A 15,606-nucleotide genomic window follows, 5' to 3' on the forward strand; every position below is an offset into this window, starting at 1 on the left:
CCAGTGGTCACACAGACGTCCGCTGCCCCTTCACGTGAGGTCCGACTCATGAGGTCCCGGCACACGCTCGTCGCCGTCGCCGCAATCCCGGCGGCCCTGCTGATCGGCACCACCGGCTGCACCACCGACTCACCGACGCCGGTAACGCCCGTGACGCCCTCTCCTTCGCGCGACTGCGCCCCGGACACGAAGTTGGGCGTGGACTTCGTGGACTACAAACGGTTCATCCGCGCGGACAACCGCTGGCACGACTTCTCGTTCAAGGTCTGGAACCCCTCGGAGACGGTCGCTCTGGAAGGCGTCACCGTTCGCCTCCACAAGGAGGCGTCGTCGTATCCGCGCTTCATCCACGTCCAGCGGCAGGATCCGGCATCCGGGGAATGGAGGGATCTCGCCTTCAGCAACGACAAAGACGCCGACTTGAGTTCGTACAGTCCCCACGGCTCGTTCGACCTGGATCCCGGCGAGACCCTGACCTTTCATGTCCGGCTGGCCGTCGACAAGTCCTTCCCCGACCTGAGCACATCGGAGTCGGACGGACACGGCAGTTATGGCGTCGACACCGAACGCCCCGGCGACGCGGGCGCGTGCTTCAGGAAGGGCATCGGTGAGGCTTTCGACATCGAGGAAGACGATGGATCCAACCGTGAAGTCGCCGGCGACCTGAGCGGCAAACTGCCGCCGTGGGAAAAGGGCAGTTCTTACACCCCACCTCCCACCGGTTCTTCCTCCGACCTCCCTCTGATCGTCCTGGCGGGCGGTGCGGTCGTCGCCGTCGGAGCGGGCTCGGCGTATCTCGTACGGCGCCGACGACGGCCAAATTGACCACCCCCGCGCTTACCTTGACAACTTCTGACCGGAGCGGCGGGCGCGGTCAGTTCGCTGGTAGGTGGTAGTTCAGGACGTACGCGTCGGCAGCCATGACCGTGTCACAGACCTCCACTGGCCGCGCCTCTGTGTCGTATGCGGTGCGGATCAGATGGATCACGGGCACGCCAGAGGCGAGCTGGAGCATCTTGATCTCCTGTGGCGAGGGCATTCGGGCACGGATCTCCTCGTCGAAGTGGTCCAGTTGGTGGCCGAGTTCTTCGAGCCGGGCATAGATACCGCCGGGGCCCGGGTTGGGCTGGGCGATCGGGGTGTCACGGGCCAGGTCGAGCGGTAGGTACGACACGGCGAATTCGACGGGGCGACCGTCCAGCAGATAACGGCGACGCCGGGCCAGTACCCGTCGCGGGGCACCCAGCCGGGCGGAGATGTCCGGGCTCGGGCGCTCCTCCCTGACCTCCAGGTTGTCCACCTCTGGGCGACTGTCGGCGGCGTCGGCCTCGACGATGAAGGCGGACTTGCCCTTTTCTCGATGGCGCCGGGCGAACCTGTCTTGCGTACCCCTTACGACCACCACTTCGCGCACTGTGCGAAAGCCCAGCGGGGCAGTTTGGCGATGAGGTGGTTCTGGTGGCTCCAGGGGAGACCGGCGAAGGCCGAGCCCATCGACACAGCGGCCATCACGCTGGTGAGCGTGACTGCCAGCGCCGCGCTGTCCCCGCTCTCTTCCACGTAGCCGCCGAGCACCACTGACCTGACCGCGATCCGGTCCCCGGCGTTTGCTCCCGGCCAGGTCATTCTTGCCTTCGTGTTGACCAGTCGGCCGTCGCGCGAGACGAAGGTGCCGGAACAGACCCTGCTTTCGCTGCCCTTGTTGCTCTTTTCCATGTGGCATTCATGTGCTGTCAGCACGCCGGGTTCCCCCGCCCACTCCAGCGCAGAGGCGCTCAACATGCCCAGCACCACGGTTGCCGTCGAGAAGAACAACGCCGCGCACCACCACCAGAGTCGGCGCATGGGCCCTCTGGGGGTACTGCCTGCCGCGAGACGCAACCGCCGTATGACCTGCTCCCTCCCTGCGGGAGAGACGTCCTCGGCTCCCTGGGATTCGGCCGGCGCGCGGTACGCGTTCCCGCGGGTGGCCGCTGCCTTGCGGCGCTGCGCTCTGCGCGCCCGTACGGCTTTGCTCCTGAACTTCGCCATGTCCGCCCCCCCCCCGAAGCGGATGATGGCAGGCGACGCGCCGGTGGGCATTGCTGGATTCCGGCAGAGTTCCGACCGGGTAGGCCGTCGGGGAGGGGGGTCGTCTGTGCAGCGGAAGGGGAATCCCTGGGTGGACAGGCATGAGAGCGCTCGCGTGCGGGGGTTTTTGGGGCGGGTTGGGGTGTCTGGGCTGGTTGATGTGCATACGCACTTCATGCCCGAGCGGGTGCTGGCGAAGGTGTGGGCCTATTTCGATGCTGTCGGGCCGCTCACCGGGATGGAGTGGCCCATCAGTTATCGGCACGAGGAGGACGAACGCGTTGCGCTGCTGCGGGAGTTCGGGGTGCGGGCGTTCACCTCGATGCTTTATCCGCACAAGCCGGGCATGGCGCGGTGGCTGAATGGGTGGGCCGCCGAGTTCGCGGCTCGCACGCCCGACTGTCTGTCGACCGCGACGTTCTTTCCCGAGGACGGCGTCGAGGCGTACGTACGGGAGGCCGTCGAAGGCGGGGCGCGGGTGTTCAAAGCGCATCTGCAGGTGGGGGCGTACGACCCGAACGACGAGCGGCTCGACCGGGTCTGGGGGCTGCTCGCCGAGGCCCGGGTGCCGGTGGTCGTGCACTGCGGCTCCGGGCCCGTGCCCGGCAAGCACACCGGGCCCGGACCGGTCGGCCGGCTGCTTGCGCGCCACCCGCGGCTGCCGCTGGTCGTGGCGCATCTCGGGATGCCGGAGTACACCGACTTCCTGGATCTGGCCGAGCGGTACGAGGAGGTCAGGCTGGACACGACCATGGCGTTCACCGACTTCAGCGAGCGCTTCGCGCCCTTTCCCCGGGTGGCGCGGGGGCGGCTCGCCGACCTGGGGGACCGGATCCTGCTGGGAAGCGACTTCCCGAACATTCCGTACCCGTACCTCCACCAACTTGAGGCCCTGGAACGGCTGGAGCTGGGCAACGACTGGCTGCGCGCGGTCTGTTACGAGAACGGAGCCCGGCTCTTCGCGCTGGAGGTTGGGTGAGGGGCCCGCTGGGTGACGCGGGTTGCCGGGTGAGGGCGGGCTGAGGGGCCAGGACCCAGGACGCGGTTCGGGCCCGGCCCGCGGTGGTGGTTCTGGTCTGGGCCCCGAGCCCGGCCCCGGGTGCCTTCGGAACGTTTCTCAGGGAATTCACAGGGTCCGGCAAGAGCGCTCTCAGAGGCCCTCCGCAGGGTTGAGCAGCATGACCATCACCTCGCCCCGTGGGCGCACCGAAATGCTCAGGCCGGACGGCGCTCCCGTCCGCGTTCTGGTTGTCGACGACGAGACCTCGCTCACCGAGCTGCTGTCCATGGCGCTGCGTTACGAAGGGTGGGAGGTGCGCAGCGCGGGTGACGGATCCGGCGCGGTGCGGTCCGCCCGGGAGTTCCGGCCCGACGCGGTGGTGCTCGATGTGATGCTGCCCGATATGGACGGGCTGGCCGTGCTGGGGCGGCTACGGCGCGAACTGCCGCAGGTGCCTGTGCTCTTCCTCACCGCGAAGGACGCCGTGGAGGACCGGATCGCCGGGCTGACCGCGGGCGGCGACGACTATGTCACCAAGCCGTTCAGCCTGGAGGAGGTCGTGGCCCGGCTGCGCGGACTGATACGGCGGTCCGGCGCGGCGGCCGTCCGCAGTGAGTCGCTGCTGGTCGTCGGCGATCTGACCCTGGACGAGGACAGCCACGACGTCAGCCGTGGCGGGGAGTCCATCCATCTCACCGCGACCGAGTTCGAGCTGCTGCGCTATCTGATGCGCAATCCGCGCCGGGTGCTGAGCAAGGCGCAGATCCTGGACCGGGTCTGGTCGTACGACTTCGGTGGCCAGGCCAATGTCGTCGAGCTGTACATCTCCTATCTGCGCCGGAAGATCGACGCCGGACGCCCGCCGATGATCCACACCCGGCGGGGGGCGGGTTATCTGATCAAGCCCGGCGAGCCGGGTGACGCACCACGATGACGACGAGGAAAGGGGCAAGAGAGAAGGGGACGGGGAAGCAGGGGCTGCGGAGAGGGAGCAGAAGGGGGGCGCCCCGGCGACGGTGGTCCCTGCGCACCCGGCTCGTGGTCTCGGCGGTTGCACTGATCGCGGTGGTGGCGGCGGTCATCGGGGCGGTGACGACCATCGCGTTCCGCTCGTACCTGTACGACCAACTGGACGGGCAGGTACGAGCGATCGCCACCCGGGCCGCCGGGCCCCCGAAAGCGGCGCCGCTCGACGAGCGGCCGGCCAGTGAGGACCCGGCCGGCGAGGACCCGGTCGACAAGGGGGCGCTGAACGAAAAGCCGGGTGCCCCGGACGTGCCGGACCTGCCCGGCGTCGAACCCCCCGGCGGCAAGGACCCGCTGCGGATCGTGACCGGCGGCGGCGCGCCGATCGGGACCGTCGGCGCGGAGGTGACCGGCAGCGGTGCCATCGGCCGGGCCGTCGTCAGCATTCAGCAGGACTCCGAGGAATCCTGGCGTCCGATCGCCGATCAGCCGCTCACCCGCGCCGAGACCGCTGTCCTCGCCACCGTCCCGCGCGACGGTGGCCCGCACACCGTCACCCTGTCCGGCCGTGGCGACTACCGGATCGAGTACATCACCGGCAGCAACGGCCGCTTCCTGGTCGGCGTCCCGCTCACCGAGGTGCAGAACACCCTTAACACCCTGGTGCTGGTGGAGATCTGTGTCACCGTGGCGGGACTGTTCGCCGCGGGGATCGCGGGCGGCGCCCTGGCCGGGGTCGCGCTGCGGCCGCTGCGGCGGGTCGCCACGACCGCCACCCGCGTCTCCGAACTGCCGCTGCACAGCGGGGAGGTGGCGCCGCTCGAACGCGTTCCGGACGCCGAGGCCGACCCTCGTACCGAGGTCGGACAGGTCGGCGCCGCGCTCAACCGGATGCTGGGGCATGTCGGTTCGGCGCTCGCCGCCCGGCAGGAGAGCGAGATGCGCGTACGGCAGTTCGTCGCCGACGCGGGCCATGAGCTGCGGACACCGCTGGCCTCGATCCGCGGGTACGCCGAACTCACCCGGCGCGGTCGCGAGGAGACCGGCCCCGACACCCGGCACGCTCTCGGCCGGATCGAGTCCGAGGCGGAACGGATGACCGGCCTGGTGGAGGACCTCCTTCTGCTGGCACGGCTCGACGCCGGACGCCCGCTCTCGTATGAGAGCACCGATCTCGCCGGACTTGTGGTGGACGCGGTGAGCGATGCCCGGGCCGCGGGCCAGGACCATCACTGGCACCTTGAACTGCCGGAACCGGACGGGCTTCCCGCCACCGTGCACGGCGACGGCGCCCGGCTTCAGCAGGTGCTCGTCAATCTGCTCGCCAACGCCCGTACGCACACACCTCCCGGTACGACGGTCACCGCACGCGTCCGCAGATGCGACCAGGCACCCGGAGGGGACCGCGTGCCCGCAGGCGTCCCCACGGGCGTTCGCGCGCCCAAGAACGACGCTCAGTTCCCGGCCCCCCTACCCCCCACCCCCTTCCCCCGCTCCTCCGTCGTTCTCGAAGTCCAGGACGACGGGCCTGGAATTCCGCCCGCGCTCCTTCCGCATGTCTTCGAACGCTTTGCCCGCGGCGATGCCTCGCGCTCCCGCGCGGCTGGCTCCACGGGGCTCGGCCTCGCGATCGTCCAGGCGGTGGTCACCGCGCACGGCGGCACCGTGGGCGTACGGAGCGTCCCCGGCCGGACCGTCTTCGCCGTACACCTTCCGGCCCTCTCCACCTCGTGCCCGACCCAGTGCCCGATCCCGTGCCTGACCTCATGTTCCGCCTCGTGCTCCACTCCGTGCCGACCTTCCGCGCAGGGCGGGCCCCGGCGATCCCGTACTGACTCACAGGCAGGTCACAGCCTCACCACACTGGCGTGACAGCCCGCCCGTCGAGTGTCGACGGCATGCGAACCGACCCCCCATGGAGCACGCTCCCCGCCCGGGAACATGTCCCGGTCGAGGTGACCGATGCTCCGGTGCTCGATGTGACGATTCCGGTCTACAACGAGGAGCAGGACCTCGAACCCTGTGTGAGACGCCTGCACGCCCATCTCGTCCGCACTTTCCCCTACAGCTTCCGCATCACCGTGGCCGACAACGCCAGCACCGACCGCACCCCGGAAGTGGCGGGGCGGCTCGACGAGACGATCCCCGAGGTACGGGCATACCGCCTGGAGCAGAAGGGCCGCGGCCGGGCGCTCCGTACCGTCTGGTCGCACTCCGACGCGCCCGTCCTGGCCTATATGGACGTGGACCTGTCGACCGACCTCAACGCGCTGCTCCCGCTGGTCGCGCCGCTGATCTCCGGGCACTCCGATCTGGCGATCGGGTCGCGGCTGGCCCGCTCCTCCCGCGTCGTGCGCGGTCCCAAGCGCGAGTTTGTCTCGCGGGCGTACAACCTCATCCTCAAGTCCTCTCTCTCCGCGCGTTTCAGCGACGCGCAGTGTGGTTTCAAGGCCATACGGCGTGAGGTCGCCGAACGGCTGCTGCCGATGGTCGAGGACACCGGATGGTTCTTCGACACGGAGATGCTGGTGCTCGCCGAACGCGCAGGACTGCGGATCCACGAGGTGCCCGTGGATTGGGTGGACGACCCCGACAGCCGTGTGCACATCGTCAGCACGGCGATCGAGGATCTCAAAGGGGTCTGGCGTGTGGGGCGGGCATTGGCGGTGGGGGCGCTGCCTTTGGACCGGCTGGCTCGGCCCTTCGGGGATGACCCGAGGGATCGCCGGATCAGGGGAGTTCCTGGCGGTCTCGCCAGGCAACTTGTCGGCTTCTGTTTCGTGGGCGCCCTGTCCACGCTCTTCTATCTTCTGCTCTACTCGCTCTTCCGCACCATGGCCTGTCCACAACTCGCCAATGGGGCTGCGCTGCTGGTCTCCGCGATCGCCAACACGGCGGCCAACCGGAGGCTCACCTTCGGGGTACGGGGCCGGGAGCGCGCCCTGCGCCATCAGGCCCAGGGCCTGGTCGTCTTCGTGATCGGACTCACGCTGACCAGCGGCTCGCTGGCGGCTCTGGACGCGGCCTCCGGTACCCCCGCGCACTCCACGGAGCTGGCCGTGCTGGTCGCCGCGAACCTTGCCGCGACGGTGCTCCGCTTCCTCCTGCTGCGTGCCTGGGTCTTCCCGGACCGCCGCACGGACCAGCCCTGCGGCACGGACCAGACCTGTGCCCCGGACCGGCCTTTCGGCCCGGACCACGCCGACTCCGCAGACCGGCCCTCCGGCACGGACCAGCCCGCCTCCCCGAACCCGCCGACCGCCCCGCACCGGCCGACCGCCCCGCACCAGCCCTCCCCTACCGACGACCAGGAAGCGGACGCCCGATGACCGTGATCCTTCAGCCCGACGGGCTTCCGACGGCCGGCGTGGACGGGCGTCATCATCGCCGCACCGGGCGTGCCGCCCGGTTCTGGCGGGGCAGGCTCGAAGACGCCCCGTGGGTGCGCCCCGCCCTGTTCGCCCTCCTCCTGGTGACCGTACTGCTCCAGCTCTGGAACCTGAGCGCCTCCGGTTACGCCAACTCCTTCTACTCCGCCGCCGTCCAGGCCGGCAGCGAGAGCTGGAAGGCCTTCTTCTTCGGCTCCTCCGACGCCGCGAACTCCATCACCGTCGACAAGCCCCCGGCCGCGCTCTGGCCGATGGCCCTGTCCGTACGGCTCTTCGGGCTGGGGTCCTGGCAGATCCTGGTCCCCGAGGTGCTGATGGGCGCCGGGACGGTGGCGGTGCTGTACGCGGCGGTACGCCGCCGTTTCGGCGCCACCGCCGGGCTGACCGCGGGCGTGGTGCTGGCTCTGACGCCCGTCGCCGCGCTGATGTTCCGCTTCAACAACCCGGACGCCCTGCTCGCCCTCCTGATGACCGTCACCGTGTACTGCGTGCTGCGGGCGCTGGAGGCCGGGCGTACGAAGTGGCTGGTGTGGGCCGGGATCGCGGTCGGCTTCGCCTTCCTGACGAAGACCCTCCAGGCTTTTCTGATCCTGCCGTCGCTCGCCCTGGTGTACGGGGTGTGCGCGCCCGTGTCCGTACGGCGCAGACTCGGCCAGCTCGCGCTCGCCGGGCTCGCCGTGGTGGTCTCCGGGGGCTGGTGGGTCGCGATCGTGGAGCTGTGGCCGGCGGCCTCACGGCCGTACATCGGCGGGTCGCAGACCAACTCCTTCCTTGAGCTGACCTTCGGCTACAACGGCCTCGGCCGGCTCAACGGCGACGAGGCCGGAAGCGTCGGCGGCGGTCCAGGCGGCGGTTCAGGTGGGGGTCCGGGCGGCGGTCTTGGCGGTGTTCCTGGTGGCATGGGCGGGGGCCGGTGGGGCGAGTCCGGGATCGGCCGGATGTTCAACGAGAGTGTCGGCGGCCAGATCTCCTGGCTGCTGCCAGCCGCGCTGTTCCTGCTGGCCGTGGGTCTGGTGGTGACCCGGCGGAGCACGCGTACGGACACGGCGCGCTCGGCGTTCCTGGTGTGGGGCGGGTCGCTGCTGATGACCGTCGGGGTCTTCAGCTTCATGGCGGGGATCTTCCACGAGTACTACACGGTCGCGCTGGCTCCGTACATCGCGGCCCTGGTGGGGATGGGGGCCACGGTCCTGTGGGAGGAACGTTCCCGGCTCCCGGCCTCCGCGGCGCTCGGGCTGACGACGGCGGGGACGGCGCTCTGGTCGTACGTGCTGCTCGGCCGGACCCCGGACTATCTGCCGTGGCTGCGCTGGGCCGTGCTGATCGGCGGTCTGGCGGCGGCGGTGGGGCTGGTCTGTACGGTACGGCTCGGGCGGCGCGTCGCGCTGGCGGCGGCCGGGGCCGGGGCGGCGGCCGCACTGGCAGGGCCGCTGGCGTACACCCTGTCCACGGTGAACACGCCGCACGTGGGCTCGATCGTCACGGCGGGGCCCGCGTCGGCGCGCGGCGGATTCGGTGGCGGAGGGCCCGGCGGTGGCGGCGGAACGCGCCCACCGGGCCAGGGCGGAGGCACAGGCCAGGCACCCGGTCAGGGGCAGGCACCGGGCCAGGGGCAGGTACCGGGCCAGGGGCAGGTACCCGGTCAGGGCCAGCCCCCGGCCGTCGGTGGCGGACAGGCCTGGCCCACCCAGCAGAACGGTCAGCCCCCGACCGGCCAGGGGAACGGCCGCTGGAACGCCATGCCCGAAGGGTTCCCGGGTGCCGGCGGCGGTCGCGGTGGCATGGGTGGTCTCCTCAACGGCCCGAGCGTCAGCTCCGAGGTCGGGTCGGCCCTGACGCGGAACGCCTCCGACTACACCTGGATCGCCGCCGCCATCGGTTCCCAGAACGCCGCCGGCTATCAACTCGCCACCGAGAAGCCGGTCATGGCGATCGGCGGCTTCAACGGCAGCGACCCGTCCCCGACCCTCGCCCAGTTCAAGCAGTACGTCACCGACGGAAGGATCCACTACTTCCTCTCGGGCGGCGGACCGGGCGGCGAAGGCGCAGGCGGCGGTGGAGGCTTCGGCGGCGGGGGCCCCGGCGGCGGCAACTCCGCCATCACCACCTGGGTCGAGGCCACCTTCAAGAAGGTCACCGTGGATGGTACGACGCTCTACGACCTGACCCAGAGGGCCTCCTGACGCGTCGGGGCGCGCCTGACCCATCGGGCCTCGACTCACCAGGTCAAGAGGGTTCTTGTGCGGTGTACGGCGACCTGCGACCAGTCCCGTACACCGCACCAGGACGTCCGCTCCTCCGCGACCGGCGCTTCGTGCCGCATGAGCGGGTCACTCGTTCTGCTGACGCGGCGCCATCCGTCAGTTCGTGCCGGGGTACGTCCTGTTGGACGCGCGTTCTGCGTACGGGCAGGCGGAACGGGCGCGGATTTCCGAGGCGTTCGCCTCCGGTCGGGGAACGAGTCGGCTCGCCGGCGGGGTGGCCGTACCGGCGGGCGGACTGCCGGCCGCGTTGCTGCTGCGCGGGGCCGAGCGGGCAGACTCTCACCCGGGGGCGGCATAGCATCGGTTGAGGCCGGACCTCCGGACCCCGACCGCGGACCCCGACTCCGGACCCCGGCTTCCGGTTCCCGGCGGCGGGCCGCCCGTCGCCCGGCCACCGGAGCCGGTGACGGCCGGCGCCGGGCAGGCGACGCGGGTGGGTAAAACGCGGGCAGGCAACAGGAGTCCGGTCACCGTCCGGCCGGAGGGAACCGAGGAGGCTCACCCATGGCGCCGGAAGCCGATCGGGCCAAGCGGCCGACCCGTACCAGCGTGTGGCTGGAGGGCAAGCCGGCCGGCCGGGGCCGCAAAGGGGACCGCACGGACCGGTCCGCCGACCGGTCCGCCGACCGGTCCGCCGAGCGTTCAGCCGACCGGTCCGTCGAGCGGTCCGCGCACCGGTCCGCCGGGGGGAAGGCCGAAGGGACAACCGAGGGGACAGCCGAGCGGGCAGCCGACGAGGACTTCCGTCGGCCCGTCGGCCAGTCCGCCCGGTCCGTCCGGTCCGCCGGGTCCTCCGATCAGCACGGCGGGCTTGACCGCGACCGCATCACCACCGTCTCCGTACGGCTGCTCGACGCGGAGGGCGCGGCCAAGTTCTCCATGCGCCGTCTGGCCGCCGAGCTGGGTGTGACCGCCATGTCCCTGTACTGGTACGTGGACACCAAGGACGATCTGCTCGAACTCGCCCTGGACCGCGTCTTCGGCGAGGTCCGCGTACCGGATCTCACGGACGAGGCCGCCGACTGGCGCGACCAGCTCCGCGAACTGACCGCCAGCTACCGGACCGTACTCGTCCACCACCCCTGGGTCTCACCGCTCATCGGCAAGTACCTGAACATCGGCCCGCATTCGATGGCCTTCTCCGCCGCCGTCCGGGCGGTCGTCCGTCGTACGGGGCTGGCGACGCACGGGCAGATGGGCGCGATCTCCGCGGTCTTCCAGTTCGTGTACGGATTCGGCACGATCGAGGGCCATTTCGTACAGCGCTGCGCCGACGCGGGTGTGAGCCAGGACGAGTACTACCAGCAGGCGATCGGGGCTGTCGGCGAACAGCCGCGGTTCAAGGCGTCGTTCGGGAACGCGGACGAGATCATGGCGGCGCGCGGCGGCGAGACGGTGGTGGAGATGCGCCAGCGGGACTTCACGTTCGCGGTCGAACTGCTCATCGCGGGCATCGAGGCGATGCGCGCCCGCGGCTGAGCGGTACGTCGACGAAGGCCGGCCGCCCCAGGCCCGCTGCCGCGCAGGCCCGCCGTCGGGCTACTGCGGTGCCAGTCGCGCCGGGAAGCCGCCCGTCGCGAGCGGACCCCAGCGTTCCGGCGTGACGCGGATGATGGACTTCCCCTGCTTCACCATCGCCTCGCGGTACTCGGCCCAGTCGGGGTGCTCGCCCGCGATGTTCCGGTAGTACTCCACCAGCGGCTCGACCGACTCGGGCGAGTCGAGCACCTCGGCGGTGCCGTCGATCTGCACCCAGGGCCCGTCCCACTCGTCCGACAGGATGATCAGGCTCACCCGCTCGTCCCGCTTGGCGTTGCGCGTCTTGGCGCGCTCGGGGTACGTGGAGACGACGATACGGCCGGAGTCGTCGACCCCGCAGGTGAGCGGGGAGCCCTGGGGACGGCCGTCGGAGCGGGTGGTGAGCAGGATCGCGCGGTGCCGGGGGCGGACGAATTCCAGCAGCTCGTCGCGGTTCACGGGGGTGTTCGTTGCGATGTTGGGTGCCATGGTCCGCAGCCTACGACGTACCGCCGCCCGCCCCGGAGCGCACACCCCGGCCCGGAGCGCGCACACCCCCGGCCCGGCCCACAGCCCAGTCCCCGCCCCCGGCCCACACCCCGCGCCCCTGCCGCTCACACGGCCGGCAGGCTCTCCCCCCGTACCGCCTGGATGTCCAGCTCCACCCGTAGCGTCGTCCCGATCGCCGCGACGCCCGCCCGTACCACCTGGTTGTAGTTCATGGCGAAGTCCTCGCGGCTCAGTTCGGTGGTCGCGTGGAAGGCCGCCCGCTCGCCGCCCCACGGGTCGGGGCCCGTGCCCAGATAGCTGAGGTGCAGATCCACCTCGCGGACGACACCGTGCAGCGAGAGCCGCCCGTGCACCGTCCAGCGGTCGGGGCCGGCCGGGGTCAGTCCCGTACTGCTGTAGGTGATCTCGGGGAAGCGCTCGACGTCCAGGAAGTCGGGCGACTTGAGGTGCTTGTCGCGCAACGCGTTCCCGGTGTCGATGCTCGCCGCGGCGATGACCGCCTCCACCCGCGACTCCTCGTACCCGCCCGCCGCGTCGCCGGCGATCTCGATCCGGCCGCCGAACTCCTTGAACCGCCCGTGCACGCTGGAGATCCCGAGGTGCTGTGCCACCGCGCCGACCGACGAGTGCGCCGGGTCCAGGCTCCAGGCACCCGGCGGCGGCAGCTCGGCGCCGCCCTGCCGGGCCAGTACGACCGTACCGACCTCGGCACGCCCGCTCCGTGTCACCAGCGCGGTGGAGGCGACGGGCGCGTAACCGACGGCCGTCACGATGACGGTGTACGGACCCGGCGCCAGCGCCACGTCGGACCGGACGCTGCCGTCCTCCTCGGCGCCGGTACGCAGCACCTGGGCGCCGGTCATATCGGTCATGGTCACGACCGCGTGCTGGACGGCCCAGCCGTCCCGCGTCCGTACCTGTCCGCGAAGCCCCATCGCGCTTACCTCTCTGCTGTTGCCGCTGTCTGTGCTGACTCTGCTGAGCGGGCTTCCGCCCGGTCTGTTCCGCCCGGTGTTTCTGCTCGCTGGCACTGTCAACGAGCCGTGCTCGTACTGTCAACGGCCAACCGGGCCCCGGTGGTTGCGGGCATACGGACCGTCCCCGCCCGCCGCCCCCCACCGGGGCCCTCCGCACTGGGCCGGCCCGGCGCCTCCGCTGGGCCCTGTCCGCCCGGACAGGGCCCGGAACGCCGCGCCGCCCAGGGGTCCCGCGCGCCGCCCGCCGTATCCCGTACGACGGACGGCGCCCGTGCGCCCGGCCTGCTCGCCCAGCCCGCGAACTCTGCCCGCGAACTCTGCCCGCGCGCCCGGCCTACTCGCCGGGGTGGGCGAGTTCGATGTCGTAGCCGTCGAACCCGCGCCCGGTCACGGTCAGCGCGCCGGCCACCGGCGGGTAGCCGGTCGCGATGACCGTGTACTCGCCCGCGTCCAGGTCGGCGAAGGCGTACGCCCCGTCGTCCCCGGTCGTCGCGGTGGCGACGACATTCCCCGCCGCGTCGACCAGCGTCACCCGGGCGTCGGGCGCGGGCCGCCGGTCGGCACCGGCCCTGACCGTGCCCTGGACGGTGGCGCCGGACTGGAGGAGCGCCTCGATACGGGTCACACCCTGGCCGCCGATCTCCACGGGCAGGGCCAGCGGCCGGAAGCCGGTGGCGTTCACCGCGAGGGTCACCGAGCCGGGCACCAGCTCGCCGAACACGAACTCGCCCTGCTCCGTGGACTTTCCGGTGGCCAGCACATCGCCGCGCACATCGGTGACGATCACCATCGCGCCCTCGACCGGCAGCCCGCCGTCCGCGGCCCGTACGGACCCGGCGAGGCCGCTCGTACCGGAGAGCAGGATGTCGTACGCCAGCGGCTCGTCGCGGACGACGACCGTGGACGCCTGCGGCTGGAAGCCGTCGGCGGAGGCGATCAGGACGTACGAGCCGGGGCCCGGGGCGTCCAGGGCATAGCCGCCGTCGGGCTGGGCGACCGAGCGGGCGAGCTGGCGTCCGCCCAGGGAGATCAGGGTGACGGCCGCGCCGGGCACCGCGGCGGCCTCGGCACCGCGCACCACGCCCCGTACGGCGGTCCCGTACACCGACGCGGACACGGCCTCCGCGGGCGCGCCGGCCTGCGCGGGTATCACGGCGGTCGCGGCGGCTGCGGGCGCACCCACGGCCACCGGAGCCTCAGCAGCCACCGGAGCCTCGACCGCCACGGGAGCACCGGCAGTCACCGCAGCCTCGACCGCCCCCGGCGTCCCCGGCGCCTCAGCCGCCGCGGAAGCCGCGGCCGCCTCGCCGCCCGACCGTGTCTTCAGCGCGACCTCCTTGATGAACAGCGTCAGCAGCAGGGCGACCAGCGCCGCTGGTGCCGAGTACAGGAAGACATCGCCGACACCGTGTCCGTACGCCGCCTCCATGACGCTCCGCAGCGGGCCGGGCAGCGTGTCCAGATTCGGGATGGAGCCGCCGCCCGTACCGCCGTGGCCGAGCGCCGCGCCCTGCGGGCCGAGGTCGGCCAGACCGTCCTTGACGTAGTGGGTGACCCGGTTGCCGAGCACCGCGCCCAGCGCCGAGACACCGACCGCGCCGCCCAGTGAGCGGAAGAAGGTGACGACGGAACTGGCGGCGCCGAGGTCCTGCGGGTCGACCTGGTTCTGCGTGCAGAGGACCAGGTTCTGCATCATCATGCCGACGCCGAGGCCCATCAGCGCCATGTAGACGGCCATGTGCCAGTACGGGGTGTCGACCCGGATCGTGCCCAGCAGGCCGAGCCCCGCGGTCACCAGCACGCCACCGCTGACCAGCCAGGCCTTCCAGCGGCCCGTCTTGGTGATGATCTGGCCCGAGACGGTGGACGAGATGAACAGACCGCCGATCATCGGGATGGTCATCACCCCGGACATCGTCGGTGACTTGTCGCGCGCGAGCTGGAAGTACTGGCTGAAGAAGACCGTGCCCGCGAACATCGCGATACCGACGAAGAGCGAGGCCAGCGAGGCCAGCGTGATCGTACGGTTGCGGAAGAGGCGCAGCGGGACGATCGGCTCGCTCGCCTTCGTCTCGATGAGGACGAAGAGCAGGCCGAGCGCGACCGAGCCGCCGACCATGGCGTAGGTCTGCCAGGAGATCCAGTCGTACTTGTTGCCTGCGAAGGTGACCCAGACCAGCAGCAGCGAGACGGCCGCGCTGATGAAGAAGGCACCGGCCCAGTCGACCTTGACCTGGCGCTTGACGACCGGGAGCTTCAGGGTCTTCTGGAGCACGATCAGCGCGATGACGGCGAAGGGCACGCCGACGTAGAAGCACCAGCGCCAGCCCATCCACGGGGTGTCGGTGATGACACCGCCGAGGAGCGGGCCGCCGACGGTGGCGACGGCGAAGGTGGCGCCGAGGTAGCCGCTGTAGCGGCCCCGCTCGCGAGGCGCGATCATCGCGGCCATCACGATCTGGGCGAGGGCGGAGAGTCCGCCGACCCCGACGCCCTGGACCACCCGGCAGGCGATCAGGGTCGCGGTGTTCTGCGAGAGACCGGCCACGACCGAGCCCGCGACATAGATGACCAGGGCTATCTGGACCAGGAGCTTCTTGCTGAAGAGGTCGGAGAGCTTGCCCCAGAGCGGGGTGGTCGCCGTCATCGCCAGCAGCGACGCGGTCACCACCCAGGTGTAGGCGCTCTGTCCGCCGCCGAGGTCGGAGATGATCTCGGGGAGGGCGTTGGAGACGATCGTCGACGAGAGGATCGCGACGAACATGCCCAGAAGCAGCCCGGAGAGGGCTTCCATGATCTGACGGTGTGTCATCGGGGCGCCGGGTGCGACGGGCGCGGCGGCGGGGCCGCCTCCATGCTTGGCGTGGCCGCCCCGCACACCCGCTGGTGTGGTCGTAGCCATTGGATTCCTT

The 15,606-nt window shown here is 71.1% G+C and carries 11 protein-coding genes and 2 pseudogenes; 8 read left to right on the forward strand and 5 right to left on the reverse strand.

Annotation, left to right across the window (positions count from 1 at the left end; all coding sequences use genetic code 11):
* The first annotated feature begins 48 nt into the window (after positions 1-48).
* Entirely contained in the window at positions 49-825 is a 777-nt protein-coding gene (locus KQY30_RS18540; RefSeq protein WP_217307799.1) for a hypothetical protein, read from the forward strand.
* 49 nt (positions 826-874) lie between these two features.
* On the opposite strand, the pseudogene KQY30_RS18545 reads toward KQY30_RS18540, so the two are convergent.
* Positions 875-1,381, reverse strand: a pseudogene (locus KQY30_RS18545) (GntR family transcriptional regulator); the annotation flags it as partial.
* Between the two features lie 11 nt (positions 1,382-1,392).
* Complete coding sequence (locus KQY30_RS18550) at positions 1,393-1,716, reverse strand: hypothetical protein (protein WP_217307800.1); 324 nt, start codon at positions 1,714-1,716, stop codon at positions 1,393-1,395.
* 313 nt (positions 1,717-2,029) lie between these two features.
* On the opposite strand from KQY30_RS18550, the gene KQY30_RS18555 reads away from it, so the two are divergent.
* From KQY30_RS18555 to KQY30_RS18580, 7 genes and pseudogenes are all read left to right on the forward strand, one after another.
* Positions 2,030-3,049, forward strand: coding sequence for an amidohydrolase family protein (locus KQY30_RS18555; protein ID WP_217307801.1), 1,020 nt, complete (start codon positions 2,030-2,032; stop codon positions 3,047-3,049).
* 199 nt (positions 3,050-3,248) lie between these two features.
* Positions 3,249-4,004, forward strand: a complete 756-nt coding sequence (locus KQY30_RS18560) for a response regulator transcription factor (RefSeq protein ID WP_302185323.1) — start codon at positions 3,249-3,251, stop codon at positions 4,002-4,004.
* Positions 4,001-5,908 (forward strand): HAMP domain-containing sensor histidine kinase, encoded by a 1,908-nt coding sequence (locus KQY30_RS18565; RefSeq protein WP_254407206.1) that lies wholly within the window; start codon positions 4,001-4,003, stop codon positions 5,906-5,908. Before KQY30_RS18560 ends, KQY30_RS18565 begins: the two co-directional genes overlap by 4 nt.
* A 26-nt stretch (positions 5,909-5,934) precedes the next feature.
* Entirely contained in the window at positions 5,935-7,365 is a 1,431-nt protein-coding gene (locus KQY30_RS18570) for a bifunctional glycosyltransferase family 2/GtrA family protein (RefSeq protein ID WP_217307802.1), read from the forward strand.
* Positions 7,362-9,608 (forward strand): glycosyltransferase family 39 protein, encoded by a 2,247-nt coding sequence (locus KQY30_RS18575; RefSeq protein ID WP_217307803.1) that lies wholly within the window; start codon positions 7,362-7,364, stop codon positions 9,606-9,608. The genes KQY30_RS18570 and KQY30_RS18575 overlap by 4 nt, the downstream gene beginning before the upstream one ends.
* A gap of 214 nt (positions 9,609-9,822) precedes the next feature.
* Positions 9,823-9,987, forward strand: a pseudogene (locus KQY30_RS36540) (MFS transporter); the annotation flags it as partial.
* Positions 9,988-10,238: 251 nt separating this feature from the next.
* On the forward strand, positions 10,239-11,168 hold the full coding sequence (locus tag KQY30_RS18580) for a TetR/AcrR family transcriptional regulator (RefSeq protein ID WP_254407621.1): 930 nt from the start codon (positions 10,239-10,241) through the stop codon (positions 11,166-11,168).
* Positions 11,169-11,228: 60 nt separating this feature from the next.
* On the opposite strand, the gene KQY30_RS18585 is transcribed toward KQY30_RS18580, so the two are convergent.
* From KQY30_RS18585 to KQY30_RS18595, 3 genes are all read right to left on the reverse strand, one after another.
* Complete coding sequence (locus KQY30_RS18585; RefSeq protein ID WP_217307805.1) at positions 11,229-11,696, reverse strand: PPOX class F420-dependent oxidoreductase; 468 nt, start codon at positions 11,694-11,696, stop codon at positions 11,229-11,231.
* Positions 11,697-11,821: 125 nt separating this feature from the next.
* Positions 11,822-12,652: a YceI family protein gene (locus tag KQY30_RS18590; RefSeq protein WP_217307806.1), complete on the reverse strand. Its 831-nt coding sequence runs from the start codon at positions 12,650-12,652 to the stop codon at positions 11,822-11,824.
* 376 nt (positions 12,653-13,028) lie between these two features.
* Entirely contained in the window at positions 13,029-15,596 is a 2,568-nt protein-coding gene (locus KQY30_RS18595) for an MFS transporter (protein ID WP_217307807.1), read from the reverse strand.
* Between the last annotated feature and the right edge of the window lie 10 nt (positions 15,597-15,606).

The organism is Streptomyces sp. GMY02, assembly GCF_019056675.1.
Classification (GTDB): Bacteria; Actinomycetota; Actinomycetes; order Streptomycetales; family Streptomycetaceae; genus Streptomyces; species Streptomyces odonnellii.